The organism is Castellaniella sp., from assembly GCF_049671645.1.
In the GTDB taxonomy this organism is placed as follows: Bacteria; Pseudomonadota; Gammaproteobacteria; order Burkholderiales; family Burkholderiaceae_B; genus Castellaniella.
In genome coordinates this window covers 40,602-55,544 of sequence record NZ_JBATVG010000017.1, presented here as the reverse complement: position 1 = coordinate 55,544, position 14,943 = coordinate 40,602, and the positions used below count along the sequence as shown (strand labels likewise).

The window sequence follows — 14,943 nt, the reverse complement described above, 5'->3', positions numbered from 1 at the left end:
GTCAGTCTCCGGGAAGGGGCAATAGCGGCCGGGCCAACCGCGCCTGCCAATAAGGATGAAACAGATTGGCGGCTTCGGCCGCACCGTCGGTCCGGGGCACGGGACGGGAAAACAGGGTTTCCGCCGCGCTGCGGGCATGGACCGGCATGCCGGCGGCATCTGGCAGCGTCAAATGGACGACAAAGCCAGCCGTGGCCTGCGGCCCGGCCTTGGAATCGACGTCCAGATATCCCGCCAGTCCGCGTGAAGGCCATTGCTGGCGATATTGCATGGCATAGGAATTGGCCAGCGGATTCGCCTGCCGGCCCAGCAGATCCCATTGCGTCGAGGCCTGCACCCAGCGCCAGAAATCCTGCCCGGAAAAATCCGCCGGGGCGTCATCGGCGTGTTCGGCGCTGATGGCCTGACCCGGCTGGGAAGGCATCCAGGCCCAGCCCATGGCATATTCGCGGTAATAACAGCCCACCCAGCGGTTGGACCGCACGGCGTGGAAGGACTGCGTATCCCCCGACTGCCAGCGCCCCGACGCATCCAGCTCGGTGCCGCCTCGGCGGCGCAGTTCGTGTCTCAGCCCCGGGCAGCGCGCGTCCACCGACCAGGCATTTTGCGCCGTGGCATTGCGCGGCTCCAGAAAGGCGTACAGGCCGGCAATGCTCCGCACCAGGTCGAACAAGGCGGCATCGGGCGGATGCTGGCGCAGCAGCGCAGGCCAGGTATCGTGGGATATCCGTGGCTGCATATGCTGAACAGGCCGGTCGGGATAATGGGCGGCCAGCACGGCCCGGATCGCATCCAGGCGCGCTTGCGGCAGGCCTTGCGCCAGAGCGCGGGATAGGTCCTGGGCATAGTCATGGACAAAGGCTTCATGGGCTGCAAAGGCCTGCGCCAAGGCGCCGCCCGGCCGCGCCTGGAGATCCAGCCCGAGCGCACTCGCCGCCGCCAGATAGGCCCGACCCTGTTGCGCCCCGAACAGCATGCCGATCAGATACGCCGGCGGATTGCCCTGCGCCAGGCGCCGGGCCTGTGTCCCCCCGTAATGCGCCCAACCGCCCAGCGTCAGCAGGTGCGCCATGGCCAGTTGATGGGCCAGTTGGGCGCGATTCAGATAGGACAGGAAATTCAGGGTGCGCGCCTGAACCAGCGCCCCGCTATAGGCGGCGGCATCCAGGCCATGCACCATCCGAGCCTTCGCGGCGGTCACCTGCCCCGTGGCGAAATAGCGCAGCCATGCCAGACCGAGCACAGCGGCCAACAGCATGCCCAGCACCAATACCTGCCCGCGTTGGGAACGAAGGCCCGCCATGCTACTGGCCCGCCGCCGCATTGCCGGTAAAGGATTTCAGGCTCTTGGCAGCCGCCTGCGATGCGGCGGATTCCGCGGCGGTCTGGGCCATGCGGGATTGTTCACTGCCGTCTTCGCCGGCGATTTCCCGCGCCATGGCGGCCGTCTGCGCCCGGATGACCTGGCCGAACAGCTGGTAGACGGCAATCGCGGCCACGGCGACCAGGGCCACCACAATGACGTACTCGACCATGGCCTGGCCGCGCTGACGCGCATGCGCCGCCTGGCGGCAGCGTGGCCGCGCGAAAGGCCGTGGCCCAGGCGCTGCCTGGCGACAACCGCGCCCGGCAACGCCCGGACGTAGAAACGACAAGAGCAAACGGCGGGAACAGGCGGACATGGCGGACTCCGGCGAAACAGGACAGGAGCCCAGTGTGCCCCGCCCCGCCCGCGCCGCCTATTCGCACTTTCCGTCTGGGGTAAAAGCAGCCAAACGCCCTAAATCCGCTGGACGCCGGGCCGCCTTCGTGCCTGCCGGTATCAGGCGATACGCACCTGCAAGGCCCCCAGGCCCTGGATTTCGCCGCGCAACCGGTCTCCCGCCGCCACGGCGCCGACACCCGCCGGGGTGCCGGTGAAGATCAGGTCGCCCGCCTTCAGTTCGAAGAGCGTGGACAGATAGGCGATCGCTTCCGGAATGGACCAGATCATGTCCGACAGATCGCCCGATTGACGCGGCTTTCCGTTGACCGACAGCGTGATGCGCCCGGAGATCATCGGGCCGGTCTCGGCGATCGGATGCACGGGGCCCAGTACGGCGCCGTGATCGAAGCCCTTGGCGGTGTCCCAGGGGCGCCCGGCCTTTTTTGCCTCGGCCTGCAGGTCGCGACGGGTCATGTCCAGCCCGATGGCATAGCCCCAGATGGCGCGCGCTGCCTGGTCCTCCGTCAGATCCCGTCCACCGGCGCCCAAAGCCGCCACCAGTTCGACTTCATGATGCAGATCATGAGTGGCCGGCGGATACGGCAGCACTCCTTCGGCGCCGTCCGCCACATTCAGGGCCGCATCCGCGGGCTTGCCGAAGAAAAACGGCGGTTCGCGGCCGGTGGCTCCCATCTCGCGGGCGTGATCCGCATAGTTGCGGCCCACGCAATAGATGCGGCGGATCGGAAACCGGGCCGCGCTACCCCGCACTGCCAGGGATGCCGGATCCGGACGGGGAATGACTGTCTCTTCCATGAGGATTGCTCCAGAAAAGCCCCCACGCTGCGCCTTTGGCTTGCTGCCCCCCGAGGGGGCGCTTTTTGCCTTGGGGCGGCCCGGCGGCAAAAAAGCCCGGATCGGCGGCCCGTTCGATCAATCGATCACGGAGCGCCAGAACCGGGCGGATGCCCTTGCGGCCCTGGGATCAGGCCTTGCCTTGTTCGTAGCGGGCAGCGGAAGCGCGGATTTCCTGCTTGGCTGCATCCAGGCCCGACCAGCCCTGCACCTTGACCCACTTGCCCTTTTCAAGGTCCTTGTAGTGCTCGAAGAAATGCTGGATGCGCTGCAGTTCCTCGGCGGGCAGATCCGCCGTCGATTCGATGTGGCGGTACGGGGGATAGAGCTTGTCCACCGGGCGGGCCAGGAGTTTGGCGTCCTTGCCGGCTTCGTCTTCCATGTTCATCACGCCCAGGGCGCGGCAGCGGATCACGGACCCCACCTGCACCGGGAACGGCGCGATCACCAGCACGTCCACGGGATCGCCGTCCTCGGACAGGGTCTGGGGGATGTAGCCGTAATTGCAGGGATAGTGCATGGCCGTCAGCATGAAGCGGTCGACGAAGACCGCGCCGCTGGCTTTATCGACCTCGTACTTGACGGGGTCCGCGTTCATCGGGATTTCGATGACCACATTGAATTCTTCAGGCAGCTTGTCGCCGGACGGCACACGATCTAGGCTCATAAAAGTTCCTTGGTTGCTTGTTCCACGAAATAGAATTTATTTTTGCCCGCTACGGTCGGACGTCAACGACATGTCCACCCCCGGGATGGGGGCCGTGTCGAAATAGTCGTCCTCGGGGGCGGACGGCGCCGGGCGCGACGCGGATGACGGTGCGGCGGGGGCCGGCACGGCTTCCAGGATCTCGTCGGCGGCATCCTGCAGATAGGCGCCGCTGGCCGCCACCGGCACGTCGGGGGGCGGCGCATCCACGTCCCGCAGACCCTGCAGGAATTGCGGATCGCCCCGGGTATCGGCCGCCGGCAGCGGCCGCTGGATCTGCGGCAATTCGGCATCCGCCGCCTCGCAGGCCTGGCGCCAGTGCCGCAAGGCCTGATCCGGGTGGCCCAGGGCGTCGTGCAGATTGCCCAGCAAGGCATGGATGTGGATATCGGCCCGCAGCGCGAGGCTGCGTTCCAGGTAATGCGCCCCCTGCCCCCAGAGCTGGGCCGACAGGCAGAGCTGGCCCAATGCCGCCAGCAGGCCGGCATGATCGGGATGGGATTTCAGCCACAATTCGGCATGGCCCAGGCGCTGGCGGGCCTGTTCCGCATCGCACAGCGCATAGGCTCGCAGCAGTCGGTCGTCGATCTGACGGTTCAGGGCGGCTTCCAGGATGCGGGCGGCCTCGGCGGGGCGACCCAGGCGTGCCTGGGCCCGGGCGCCGGCCAGCGCCACCACGGGCGTCAGACGTTCATCGGCGGTCAGGTCGCCCCAGAGGGCGTCCCAGCCGGCGGCATCGACGACATCCAGCCGCTGGGCAGCCGATTCGCAGATGAACAGCCGCGCCTGGGTCTCATCGATGGCGCTGCGCCGCAACAACAGCCGCGTCAGGGCATAGACGCGATCCGCGTGACCCAACTGACGATGCGCCCGCAGCAGCAGCCGCGTGGCATGCAGGAACCGGGAAGAAGCGTCCTGCAGGGGCTCCAGCAGATCCAGGGCTTCCTGGGCGCGATTCTGGTCCAGCAGCATTTCAGCCGTGACTGTGTCGACCGCCTGCCGCAGGCGGCCGTCCTGGCCGGCCGCATCCTGGGCCAGCTGCAAGGTCTGGTCGCGGCGGACATATTCGCCCAGCAGATGCAGGGCCCTGGCTGCGCTGAGCCCGGCCAGGACCTTGCGGTCGGCCGAACGGGTGCGCGCCAACAGGCTGGACAGGTCTTTTTCCGCCTGCACGTAGCGGCCTTCCAGCACATTGATCCAGCCGCGCTCCAGCAGCTCGACATCCCGGCGCTGGGCCCGCCGGCCGCGCCAGGCCCGCAGGCGGTCCGGGCTGTTGCCCATCCAGCGCAGCAGACGCAACAGCCAATGCAAGGCCACGAACGCCACCAGCATCAGCACCACGGCCAGCGGCAAGGACAACTCCAGCCTCCACGGCTGGGCCACGATGATGACGTTGCCGCCATGGTCATGCACCGTCAGGGCCAGCGCCACTGCGGCCGCCAGCAGAATCAGGGTCCAGATCCAGGATCGCATCATGTCTCCCTGTCAGACCGCGCCGGCGCCCGTGGGCGCGGCGGCGGGCGTCTGAACGGCGGGATCGGCCGGATCTTGGGCGGGAGCATCGGGCGCGCCTTCCGAATCATCGGGGGCGGCGCTGTCATCCTGGGCCGTTTCGGCATCCCTCGCGGCGGCGATGGCCGCCAGGCTGTTGTCCAGGGTGGGCAGCGCGACCTCGATGGGTGTATCAAGCAGGGCGCGGACCAGTTTCAGGGCCTGGCGGGAAGATTCCGACCGCATGTCGTAGCGCTGATCAATGGCCCGTGCGACCCGGTCGAGTTCGGTCTTCCAGATGCGCGACTGGTGCATCATGAGCGCCAGCTGCGCGGTCACCGCCCGTTGTTTCAGGCCTTCGCGAAACCGCAGCGCCTGGTCGGGAGACATCAGCAAGGCGGCGGAATCATCCACCCTGCGGACATCGAACAGGCCGCGCAGGTCCTGGCCGACCTGGGCCGCGGCATCCCGCGTCCAGTGCCAACCGTCCTGCAGCATGCCCTGCCACCCTGTCGAAGACGCGGCGCCGGCATCCTGCCCCGCCGCAGCCCCGGCCGGCGGGGCCGAGGGCGCGGCTGCGGCCGGGCCGGCCGTCGCCACCGTGTCGGGCACCAGCAGAGGCGCGCTGCCGATCAGACCGGACAACTGGTCCAGTTGCGCTGACAGGGCGGGCAGATTGATGGTGGCCACCGCCCGCAGACGGTCGAGGTCGCCGTTGATGGACTGCTGCAAAGCCGCCAGGTTGGGACGGTTGGCCCGTGCCAGCTGGGCCTGGGCCGCTTCCAGGGAAATGATGGCGTTGGCGACGTTGCCGCCCAGCGACAGTTGCTGCTGGGCGATGGTGACCAGATGGTCGATGTCGTTGAGCAGCAGCAGATCGGAGCCGCTGTCGGTCACCAGTTGCAAGGCCTGGTCCAGTTCCTGCACCTGATTGCTGGTGGCATCCAGCGTGTTGCGCAGGTCTTCGACCTGCGCCGCCTGCTCGCGAGCCATCGACAAGGCCTGGGCCGCCTGGCTGCGGGCGTCCTGGATCAACTGGGAATTTTCGCTGTGCTGCCGCTGAAAATCAGCCTGCAGGACGCGGTACTGGCGGTTTTGTTCGTAGAGCGCCGCCCCCAGCACCAGGGCCAGCAGGATCAGCACCACCAGCAGCATGCGCCCGATGCCGCTGGGCTGGCGCGGCGCGGCCTGCGCGCTGGCCGGGGCCGATGTCGGCGAGGCGGAATCAGGGGAAGAAGACGGCGTGCTGTGATCGGATTCGCTCATGACGGCGTTCAGGTCCTTCGGGAAAGCTGTCGGGATGCTGCCACTATAGCCTGAAACAAGGCAGCCCCATCGGGACTGCTGAGCGTGACGTGCAACACCCCATCCGGCCGGTCAGCGTACCGATATTGTAAACGGCGCGCGATGCGTTCGTGCAGCGTGACCACGTGCAAGACCCGCGGCCAGTCCAGCCCGCAGGCCTGCAGGCTGGCCTCGATCGCCGTCAGCGCCTCCAGGCTGGTCAACAGCAGCACCAAAGGTTCCGGGGCCGCCAGCCGGGCGCAGATGGCGGCATCCCACAAACAGGGATCACGCCGGTACAAGGCATGGCACGTCACCTGCCAACCCAGTTGGCGCAACCGATCCGCCAGCCAATCCCGGCCCTGCTGCGCCCGCAGGATGTGCGCCCGCCCTGCCGGCAAGGCCTGCGACTGGATCATCGCCAGCAAGGACTCGGAATCGGGAGGCAGATCATCGGCGGGGGATAGAATCCGGGCCGGCGGCACGTGCGCCCGCAAGGCCTGGGCCGTGGCATCCCCTACGGCCCCGGCCCAGGCATCGGGCGGCCAAGGGGCCGCCTGGACCGAAAAATATGCGGCAACCGCCTGCCCGCTGACAAAAATGAACAGGTTTCCGGGGTGCGCGGGCGGACGCGGAGTGTCCAGCCATTCAATGGCCAGGGCGGGAGCCTCGGTGACCGCCAGCCCCGCCTGGCACAGCGCCTGCGCCAGCGCTTCGTTGCGCCCCCTGGGGCGCGTCAGCAGCACCTGGACGGCGGATGGCTGGTCATTCATGGGGTCAGACGGATAAGCGAGCCAGGATGTCGCTGGCGCCTTGGCCCAGAAGGTCCTGCGCCACCGCAGCGCCCAGCGCCTGCGCCTGATCGGCGGCACCCCGCCCTTGGGCCCGCAGCACCCGGCTGCCATCCGGCTCGGCGACCAGCGCCCGCAGCCACAGGCCATCGGCCTGCAACACGGCATAAGCCGCCAGAGGCACCTGGCACGACCCCCCCAAAGCACGGGACACGGCGCGTTCCGCCAGGGCGCAGGCCGTGGTATCCGCACTGGCCAGCGGCGCGAGCCAGGCGCGGAGATCCGTCCGCGCCGCCAAGGTTTCGATGCCCAGGGCGCCTTGCCCGGCCGCCGGCAGGCTGAGATCCACAGGCAGCGTGGCCCGGACCCGATCCCCCAACCCCAGGCGCTGCAGGCCGGCGGCCGCCAGCACGATGGCGGCATAATCGCCCCGGTCCAGCTTGGACAAGCGAGTATCCAGATTGCCGCGCAGGGGCTTGACCACCAATTCGGGATACCGGGCCCGCAATTGCGCTTCGCGGCGCAGGCTGGATGTCCCCACGACGGCTCCGGCCGGCAGGTCATCCAGGCTGGCGGCGGTGTTGGACACCAGCGCGTCGCAGGGATCGGCCCGGTCCAGGATCGCGGCCAGCGTAAAAGGATCGTGCAGCTCGACGGGCACGTCTTTCAGGGAATGCACGGCCAGGTCCGCGCGCCCATCGAGCAGCGCGGTTTCCAGCTCTTTGACGAACAGCCCCTTGCCGCCGACCTTGGACAGGGTGCGATCCAGGATCTGGTCGCCTCGCGTGGTCATTTCCAGCAGTTCCACCCGGCAGTCCGGGTACAACTGTCGCAGGCGGTCCTGCACATGACGAGCCTGCCATAGCGCCAGGCGGCTGGCCCGCGTGGCAATCACGAGTTTTTCAGGGGTGGAAGGCATCACAGCGTTATCCTGGAAAGCAGCAAACGGGCAATCAGGCCAATGGCGGCCAACGCCACCAGAACCTGAAGCAAAGAGGGACGTTTCAATTTCATGGGCAAAACCTATTCCTGTGCCTGCGTCCGCGCCGAACGACGCCGCGCCCACCACAGGCCCGCCGCCACGACCAGCGCCGCACCGGCAATTTCCGCGATCAATCCGACCGGCGCATCCACCCGGCCCAGCCAAGGGTCCAGAGCGATGTCCGTGACCAGCATGCCGCCGGCGATCCAGCCCAGCAGCCCCGCCCCGAACGTGACCAGGAGCGGGAAACGATCGATGAGCTTGAGCACCAGGGTGCTGCCCCAGACGATGATGGGCACGCTGAGCAACAGGCCGAAAGCCACGTACAGAACCTGGTGGTCCGCAATGGTGTTCTGGGCCGCGGCTGCGATGGCCACGACATTATCCAGGCTCATGATGAAATCCGCCACAATGATCGTGCGCACGGCCGCCCAGATCGACGTCGCGCCGGTCACTGAGTCGTGGGTTTCATCGTCGGGCTGCATCAGTTTGATGCCGATCCACAGCAGCAGGACGGCGCCCGCGATCTTCAGATAGGGCACCGTCAGCAGCGCCAAGGCAAAGGCGATCAGGGTGACCCGCAGCACGATGGCCCCGGCCGTACCCCATAAAATGCCCTGCAGGCGGCGCCGGTGTTCCAGTTTGCGGCACGCCAGGGCAATCACGACGGCATTGTCGCCCCCCAGCAAAATATCAATGAGGACAATCTGCAGCACCGCTCCCCAATGCAGTTGCTCCAGCCAAGCCAGCAGCATGTCTGAAATCCTATTCTTTTGAATCCATGGACAGGCCGCGCCCACCCCTCGGCGGGAACGACGCGGCCGTGAAAAAGGCCCGCCTGGCGGGCCTTTTTCACACGAGGGCCAGGCAAGGCCTGGCGCCTCGTCAGCACGAGAACATTACAGCACGGTTTTGAGCAGCTTGCCCATTTCCGAGGGATTGCGCGTCGTGCGGATCCCGCAGGCTTCCATGATTTCCAGCTTGGCATCGGCCGTGTCGGCGCCGCCCGAAATCAGGGCGCCGGCGTGACCCATGCGCTTGCCGGCCGGGGCGGTGACGCCCGCGATGAAGCCGACCACGGGCTTTTTCATGTTGTCCTTGGCCCACTGAGCCGCGTTGACTTCGTCGGGGCCGCCGATTTCGCCGATCATGATGACCGCATCCGTGTCCGGATCGTCATTGAACATCTTCAGCACGTCGATGTGCTTCAGACCATTGATCGGATCGCCGCCGATACCCACGGCGCTGGACTGGCCCAGGCCGAGTTCCGTGACCTGAGCCACGGCTTCGTAGGTCAAGGTGCCGGAACGGCTGACGATGCCGATGCGGCCCTTGCGGTGGATGTGGCCCGGCATGATGCCGATCTTGATTTCGTCGGGCGTGATCAGGCCCGGGCAGTTGGGGCCCAGAAGCAGGGTCTTGCGGTTTTCAGCCCGCATGCGGTTGCGCACTTCCAGCATGTCGCGCACGGGAATGCCTTCGGTGATGCAGATCGCCAGATCCAGATCGGCCTCGACGGCCTCCCAGATGGCGGCCGCGGCGCCCGCGGGCGGCACGTAGATGACGGAGACGGTCGCGCCCGTGGCCGATTTGGCGTCCTTCACGGAAGCGTAGATGGGAACGCCCTCGAAGTCCTGGCCGGCCTTTTTCGGGTGCACCCCGGCGACGAACGCGGCCTGGCCGTTGGCGTACTCACGGCACATGCGGGTATGGAACTGACCGGTCTTGCCGGTGATCCCCTGGGTGATGACCTTGGTGTCCTTGTTGATCAGAATCGACATGTTCTATTCCCTGTAATGCTTATTTCGCAGCGGCGACGGCAGCGGTCGCGGCTTCGGCCATGGTGTCAGCGCTGATGATGGGCAGGCCCGAGGCCGCCAGCATCTTCTTGCCCTGTTCTTCGTTGGTGCCGCGCATGCGGACCACCAGCGGCACGCTGAGGTTGACCGCCTTGCAGGCCGCGATCACGCCTTCCGCGATCACGTCGCAGCGCATGATGCCGCCGAAGATGTTGACCAGGATGGCCTTGACACCCTTGTTCTTGAGCATGATCTTGAAGGCTTCGGTGACCTTTTCCGCCGTGGCGCCACCGCCCACGTCCAGGAAGTTGGCCGGCTCGCCGCCAAAGAGCTTGATCGTGTCCATGGTCGCCATGGCCAGGCCCGCGCCATTGACCAGGCAGCCGATGTTGCCGTCCAGCTGGATATAGGCCAGGTCGAATTTGCTGGCCTCGATCTCGGCGGGATCTTCCTCGTCCAGGTCGCGGTATTCGACGATTTCGGGGTGGCGGAACAGCGCGTTGGAATCGAAGTTGAACTTCGCGTCGAGGGCGATGATGTTGCCCTTGCTGTCGCGATTCAGGGGGTTGATTTCAACCAGCGAGGCATCGGTTTCCATGTAGCACGTGTAGAGCTTCTGGCACACGTCGATGAACTGGGCCACGGAATCGGCGGGCATGCCGACACCCTTGGCCAGCGTGTCGCCATCGGCTTGAGAGAAACCCGTCAGGGGATTGACCTGCACGGTGATGATCTTCTCGGGGGAGGAATGGGCGACTTCCTCGATGTCCATGCCGCCCTCGCTCGACGCGATGAAGGCCACTTTCTGGGTGGCGCGGTCGGTCACGACGGACAGGTAGTATTCCTTCTGGATGTCGGCGCCGTCCTCAATGTACAGGCGGCGCACTTTCTGGCCTTCCGGGCCGGTCTGGTGCGTGATCAACTGCATGCCCAGGATCTGGCCGGCCAAAGTCCTGACCTCGTCGAGCGACTTGGCCAGCTTCACGCCGCCGCCCTTTCCACGACCACCGGCATGGATCTGCGCCTTGACGACCCAGACGGGCCCGCCCAGCTTTTCAGCCGCGGCCACGGCCTCGTCGACCGAAAACGCGGGGATGCCACGCGGGACAGTCACGCCAAACTTCTTCAGCAATTCCTTGCCTTGATATTCGTGAATTTTCATGAGTTACCTGTCAGTGAAGAAAAAAGAAAACCACCCGCGGGCCGTTTCGGACCACAGGCCTGGGCCAGGCCCGGAAGTCTAGCCTTCATGATGCGGATCCGAGGGGACATACCAGGGCGCGTAATGCTTGCGCACCACCGGCCCATCCACCCGGAGCGCGTGGCAGCCGTCCAGCTGGAAGGGGCGCTGGCCGTCTGGATTCTGCCGCCGCCGGCCCGCCATGGTCTGGACGGCCGCCGTGGGCAGAACGTTGGTGAGTTCGGTGACGTGCGTGCAGCCGGCCGTGCGGCCGAAGCGCTCGCGCACGTGCTTGCGGAACTGGTTGAGCAGATTCAGGCCGATCAGATCCCGATAATCGGGGGCGATGGCGCTGCAGAATTCGCCGTAGGGCGCCGCATCGTAGGCAGCCTGCGCGTCCGTGATGGTGAATTGCGCATCGATGGTGATGCGCAGGTGCATGTGATGGATCGGGGAGCCCGCCGCATGGACGTGCCCATCATGCATCGGAAAGTCGTAGGCCTTGGTATCGATGAGCTCGGCTTCCAGGTCCCACAGACCGTCGTCCCGGGCATAGGACTGCACGCGAATGGATCGCGTATGCAAGGGTTGACGGGGGCACGCCGGCGCGGACAAGGGCATGGGAATGCGAAAGGCTAGAACGAAGCCAGAATCTGTTTAACCTTTCGATTATACCGTGCATAAGCATCCGCTTATGAAGCCCGCGCCCAGAACCGCCGGCGCGGGCCCGAATGCGCGCGCCGCGCCCGGCGCAGCGCGGAGGATCCGGCGGCTTCACCGCGCGGCCGTCAGGCAGCCTCGCGCAGGGTCCTGGCCGCATGCACCATGGATTCCAGGGCCGCGCGCGTCTCCGGCCAGGCGCGGGTCTTCAGGCCGCAGTCCGGATTGACCCACAACCGTTCGGCCGGCAGGCGCTGGGCCGCCCTGCGCATCAGGTCCACCATCCAGTCTTCCTTGGGCACATTGGGCGAATGGATGTCATACACCCCGGGGCCGATGTCGTTCGGATAGGCGAAGTCCTCGAACGCGCCCAGCAGCTCCATGTTCGAGCGCGACGTTTCGATGGTGATCACGTCCGCATCCATGGCGGCGATCGCCTGGATGATGTCGTTGAATTCCGAATAACACATGTGGGTGTGGATCTGCGTGTCGTCGCGCACCCCGCTGGTGGACAGGCGGAAGCTGTCCACGGCCCAGCCCAGGTAGGCGGCCCAGTCGCCCCGGCGCAGCGGCAGGCCCTCGCGGAAAGCAGGCTCGTCGATCTGGATGACGGTGATCCCGGCCTGCTCCAGGTCCTGGACCTCGTCGCGCAAGGCCAGGGCGATCTGGCGGCAGGTCTGGTCCCGCGGCTGGTCGTCGCGCACGAAAGACCACTGCAGAATGGTCACCGGCCCGGTCAGCATGCCCTTGACCGGTTTGTCGGTCAGGGATTGCGCATAGGACGACCAGCCGACCGTCATGGGCGCCAGGCGGGCCACGTCGCCATAGATCAGCGGCGGCTTGACGCAGCGCGACCCATAGCTCTGCACCCAGCCATACGCGGTGAAGGCAAAGCCGGCCAGCAGCTCACCGAAGTATTCCACCATGTCGTTGCGCTCGGGCTCGCCGTGCACCAGCACGTCCAGGCCGATGTCTTCCTGGAAGCGGATGACGCGCTCGATTTCCTCGCGGATGGCCTTTTCATAAGCGGCGTCGCCCAAGGCGCCGGAACGCCAGTCTCGGCGCAACGCCCGGATGTCCGGAGTCTGCGGGAAGGAACCGATCGTGGTGGTCGGGAAGGCCGGCAGGCCCAGGCGCTGCTGCTGGCTGCGGATGCGCCGGGCAAATGGCGTGCGCTCACGGCCAAGCGCGGCGGAATCCGCCAGCCGGCCCGCCACGTCCGCCCGATGGATGCGGGTCGACGCAATGCGATCGCGCACGGCCTGGCGGGCCGCATCCAGCGCCAGCCGATCCTCGGCATCGGGCGCGCCATCGACCAGAACCTGCAGCAGATGCAGTTCATCCAGCTTCTGGATGGCGAAGGACAGCCAGCTGCGCAATTCGGCATCCAGCCCGGTTTCCAGGGACAGATCGATCGGGGTGTGCAGCAAGGAGCACGATGGCGCCAGCCATAGCCGTTCCTTCAGCCGGGTAGCGGCGGCCTCGATCCGGGCGTGGACACGGTCCAGATCGGCGCGCCAGACATTGCGCCCGTCGATCACCCCCAGCGACAGCACCTGATCGTCCCGCAGGCCCGACAGCACCGCCTCCAACTGCCCGGGCGCCCGGACCAGGTCCACGTGCAACCCCTGCACGGGCAATGCGCAGGCAGTCTCCAGATTGTCGCCCAGGCCGCCGAAATAGGTGGCCAGCAGGACCTTGGGGCCCTGCGCCGCCAGGCGGGCGTAGACCTCCGCGAACGCTTTGCGCCAGGCGGGCGGCAGGTCCAGCGCCAGGATCGGCTCGTCGATCTGCACCCAATCCACCCCTTGCGCGGCCAGGCGCTGCAACACCTGCTCGTAGACAGGCAGCAAGGCCGCCAGCAAAGCGAGCTTGCCCGTGTCCGAGGCGCCCTGTGCGAAGGCATCGCCCTTGCCCAGCCACAACCAGGTCAGCGGCCCCGGGATCACGGGGCGCGCGCGGTGCCCCAGCGCCTGCGCCTCGGACACCTGCTCGAACAGGGACTCCCGCGCGATCCGGTAGGTCTGGCCCGGATGCAGTTCCGGCACGATGTAGTGGTAGTTGGTATCGAACCATTTGGTCATTTCGCAGGCGGCCGCCGGGGTGCCGGACGGCGCGCGACCGCGCGCCATGCGAAACAGCGTGTCCAGCTCGACAGGGGCGTCGTCCGCTTGGCCGAAGCGGGCCGGCACCGCGCCCAGCAAGGTGGTCCATTCCAGAATATGGTCGTACCAGGCGAAATCGCCCACCGGCACCCATTGCAAGCCTGCCTGCGCCTGCACCTGCCAATGGCGGGCCCTCAGTTCGCGACCGGCGTCCAACAGGCTGTCCCGATCGGCCTTGCCGGCCCAGTACGCTTCCTGCGCCCGTTTCAGTTCTCGAGCGGCGCCAATACGCGGAAAGCCAAGATTATGAATTACAGTCATGATCAATCCTGATAACATTAAAAATATTCAATGAACAGTATTGTGCATGGGAGATATGAAAATAAAAAATCAAATCCCGCACCCATAACATGAAGGAAATTCATGATAGAAGTCCGGCATCTGGAAACCTTGCTGGCCATCAGGGACGGCGGCAGCCTGCAGGAAGCGGCCGAACGCCTGCACCTGACGCAGTCCGCCCTGTCGCACCAGTTGCGCGATCTGGAAGTCCGCCTGCAAACGCCGCTGCTGAACCGGCGCACGCGCCCCGCCCGGCTGACCACGGCGGGCTTGCGCCTGGTGGCCCTGGCCGAAGACGTGCTGCCGCGCATCCGGGCGACCGAACTGGAGTTGCGGCGCCTGTCGGCGGGACAGGCCGGGCGGCTGCACGTCGCCATCGATTGCCATTCCTGCTTCCAGTGGCTGATGCCCACCCTGGACGCCTTCCGCAAAGACTGGCCGGAAGTTTCCCTGGACCTGTCGGCCGCATTTTCCTTCGCCCCCCTGCCCGCCCTGGGCCGAGGCGACCTGGACGTGGTGATCACGTCGGACCCGGAGATGCTGGACGGCGTGCACTACGCCCCGCTGTTCGCCTATGAACTGGTGCTGGCGGTTTCCAGCCAGGGGACGCTGGGCACGGCCCGCCGGATCGAAGCCGAGGACCTGCGCGACCAGATCCTGATCACCTATCCTGTGGAGCGCGGCCGGCTGGATGTCTTCACCGCATTCCTGGACCCGGCCGGGATCGAGCCCGCAGGCATCCGCACGGCGGAACTGACCCCGATGATCGTGCAACTGGTCGCCAGCGGGCGCGGTGTGGCCGCTCTGCCCAGTTGGGCGCTGGAGGAATATCGCGACCTGCCCGGCCTGCACATCTGCCGGCTGGATGACGGCATCTGGCGCACCCTGCAGGCCGGCATCCGGACGGAAGATACGGATACCGCTTATGTACAGGCCTTTCTGGAACAGGCCCGGCGCACGTGTTTCGACACGCTGCCAGGAATCCGTCACGCGGGTTGATCCGCCCGGACCGGGTCAGCCCAGGCCGCCATCCCGAGGATGCACAA

General features: G+C 66.6%; 14 protein-coding genes. 1 reads left to right on the top strand and 13 read right to left on the bottom strand.

Annotated elements, in window-relative coordinates; translation table 11 throughout:
* Window position 1: 1 nt before the first annotated feature.
* The 13 genes from WBG56_RS08220 to metE form a co-directional block, all read right to left on the bottom strand.
* Window positions 2–1,303 carry a hypothetical protein gene (locus tag WBG56_RS08220; protein WP_424267122.1) on the bottom strand — a complete coding sequence of 434 codons (1,302 nt, stop codon included), beginning with the start codon at window positions 1,301–1,303 and terminating at the stop codon, window positions 2–4.
* 1 nt (window position 1,304) lies between these two features.
* Complete coding sequence (locus WBG56_RS08215) at window positions 1,305–1,535, bottom strand: hypothetical protein (protein WP_424267167.1); 231 nt, start codon at window positions 1,533–1,535, stop codon at window positions 1,305–1,307.
* Between the two features lie 287 nt (window positions 1,536–1,822).
* Window positions 1,823–2,521, bottom strand: coding sequence for a fumarylacetoacetate hydrolase family protein (locus WBG56_RS08210; protein WP_424267120.1), 699 nt, complete (start codon window positions 2,519–2,521; stop codon window positions 1,823–1,825).
* 169 nt (window positions 2,522–2,690) lie between these two features.
* Window positions 2,691–3,227, bottom strand: coding sequence for an inorganic diphosphatase (gene ppa / locus WBG56_RS08205; RefSeq protein WP_424267118.1), 537 nt, complete (start codon window positions 3,225–3,227; stop codon window positions 2,691–2,693).
* Between the two features lie 36 nt (window positions 3,228–3,263).
* Window positions 3,264–4,742 (bottom strand): heme biosynthesis HemY N-terminal domain-containing protein, encoded by a 1,479-nt coding sequence (locus WBG56_RS08200; protein ID WP_424267116.1) that lies wholly within the window; start codon window positions 4,740–4,742, stop codon window positions 3,264–3,266.
* 9 nt (window positions 4,743–4,751) lie between these two features.
* Window positions 4,752–6,023, bottom strand: coding sequence for a uroporphyrinogen-III C-methyltransferase (locus tag WBG56_RS08195; RefSeq protein ID WP_424267114.1), 1,272 nt, complete (start codon window positions 6,021–6,023; stop codon window positions 4,752–4,754).
* A gap of 8 nt (window positions 6,024–6,031) precedes the next feature.
* Window positions 6,032–6,814, bottom strand: coding sequence for a uroporphyrinogen-III synthase (locus WBG56_RS08190; protein ID WP_424267112.1), 783 nt, complete (start codon window positions 6,812–6,814; stop codon window positions 6,032–6,034).
* Between the two features lie 4 nt (window positions 6,815–6,818).
* Window positions 6,819–7,751 carry a hydroxymethylbilane synthase gene (hemC, locus tag WBG56_RS08185; RefSeq protein ID WP_424267110.1) on the bottom strand — a complete coding sequence of 311 codons (933 nt, stop codon included), beginning with the start codon at window positions 7,749–7,751 and terminating at the stop codon, window positions 6,819–6,821.
* A 104-nt stretch (window positions 7,752–7,855) separates the two neighbouring features.
* The gene (locus tag WBG56_RS08180) at window positions 7,856–8,566 is read right to left on the bottom strand and encodes a TerC family protein (protein ID WP_424267165.1); all 711 of its coding nucleotides are present in this window, start codon (window positions 8,564–8,566) and stop codon (window positions 7,856–7,858) included.
* A 147-nt stretch (window positions 8,567–8,713) separates the two neighbouring features.
* Window positions 8,714–9,595 carry a succinate--CoA ligase subunit alpha gene (gene sucD, locus WBG56_RS08175; RefSeq protein ID WP_424267108.1) on the bottom strand — a complete coding sequence of 294 codons (882 nt, stop codon included), beginning with the start codon at window positions 9,593–9,595 and terminating at the stop codon, window positions 8,714–8,716.
* A gap of 19 nt (window positions 9,596–9,614) precedes the next feature.
* Window positions 9,615–10,775, bottom strand: a complete 1,161-nt coding sequence (gene sucC, locus WBG56_RS08170; protein WP_424267106.1) for an ADP-forming succinate--CoA ligase subunit beta — start codon at window positions 10,773–10,775, stop codon at window positions 9,615–9,617.
* A gap of 78 nt (window positions 10,776–10,853) precedes the next feature.
* The gene (locus WBG56_RS08165) at window positions 10,854–11,414 is read right to left on the bottom strand and encodes a DUF2889 domain-containing protein (protein WP_424267104.1); all 561 of its coding nucleotides are present in this window, start codon (window positions 11,412–11,414) and stop codon (window positions 10,854–10,856) included.
* 167 nt (window positions 11,415–11,581) lie between these two features.
* The gene (gene metE, locus WBG56_RS08160) at window positions 11,582–13,879 is read right to left on the bottom strand and encodes a 5-methyltetrahydropteroyltriglutamate--homocysteine S-methyltransferase (protein ID WP_424267102.1); all 2,298 of its coding nucleotides are present in this window, start codon (window positions 13,877–13,879) and stop codon (window positions 11,582–11,584) included.
* 102 nt (window positions 13,880–13,981) lie between these two features.
* On the opposite strand from metE, the gene WBG56_RS08155 reads away from it, so the two are divergent.
* Complete coding sequence (locus tag WBG56_RS08155) at window positions 13,982–14,896, top strand: LysR family transcriptional regulator (protein WP_424267100.1); 915 nt, start codon at window positions 13,982–13,984, stop codon at window positions 14,894–14,896.
* Window positions 14,897–14,943 lie beyond the last annotated feature (47 nt).

Bases quoted from the DNA above. Each gene is read 5' to 3' on its own strand.
- WBG56_RS08215 (WP_424267167.1), bottom strand. From the start codon at position 1,535: ATGGTCGAGTACGTCATTGTGGTGGCCCTGGTCGCCGTGGCCGCGATT.
- WBG56_RS08210 (WP_424267120.1), bottom strand. From the start codon at position 2,521: ATGGAAGAGACAGTCATTCCCCGTCCGGATCCGGCATCCCTGGCAGTG.
- sucD (WP_424267108.1), bottom strand. From the start codon at position 9,595: ATGTCGATTCTGATCAACAAGGACACCAAGGTCATCACCCAGGGGATC.
- metE (WP_424267102.1), bottom strand. From the start codon at position 13,879: ATGACTGTAATTCATAATCTTGGCTTTCCGCGTATTGGCGCCGCTCGA.
- WBG56_RS08195 (WP_424267114.1), bottom strand. From the start codon at position 6,023: ATGAGCGAATCCGATCACAGCACGCCGTCTTCTTCCCCTGATTCCGCC.
- WBG56_RS08190 (WP_424267112.1), bottom strand. From the start codon at position 6,814: ATGAATGACCAGCCATCCGCCGTCCAGGTGCTGCTGACGCGCCCCAGG.
- ppa (WP_424267118.1), bottom strand. From the start codon at position 3,227: ATGAGCCTAGATCGTGTGCCGTCCGGCGACAAGCTGCCTGAAGAATTC.
- WBG56_RS08220 (WP_424267122.1), bottom strand. From the start codon at position 1,303: ATGGCGGGCCTTCGTTCCCAACGCGGGCAGGTATTGGTGCTGGGCATG.
- WBG56_RS08200 (WP_424267116.1), bottom strand. From the start codon at position 4,742: ATGATGCGATCCTGGATCTGGACCCTGATTCTGCTGGCGGCCGCAGTG.
- hemC (WP_424267110.1), bottom strand. From the start codon at position 7,751: ATGCCTTCCACCCCTGAAAAACTCGTGATTGCCACGCGGGCCAGCCGC.
- sucC (WP_424267106.1), bottom strand. From the start codon at position 10,775: ATGAAAATTCACGAATATCAAGGCAAGGAATTGCTGAAGAAGTTTGGC.
- WBG56_RS08165 (WP_424267104.1), bottom strand. From the start codon at position 11,414: ATGCCCTTGTCCGCGCCGGCGTGCCCCCGTCAACCCTTGCATACGCGA.
- WBG56_RS08155 (WP_424267100.1), top strand. From the start codon at position 13,982: ATGATAGAAGTCCGGCATCTGGAAACCTTGCTGGCCATCAGGGACGGC.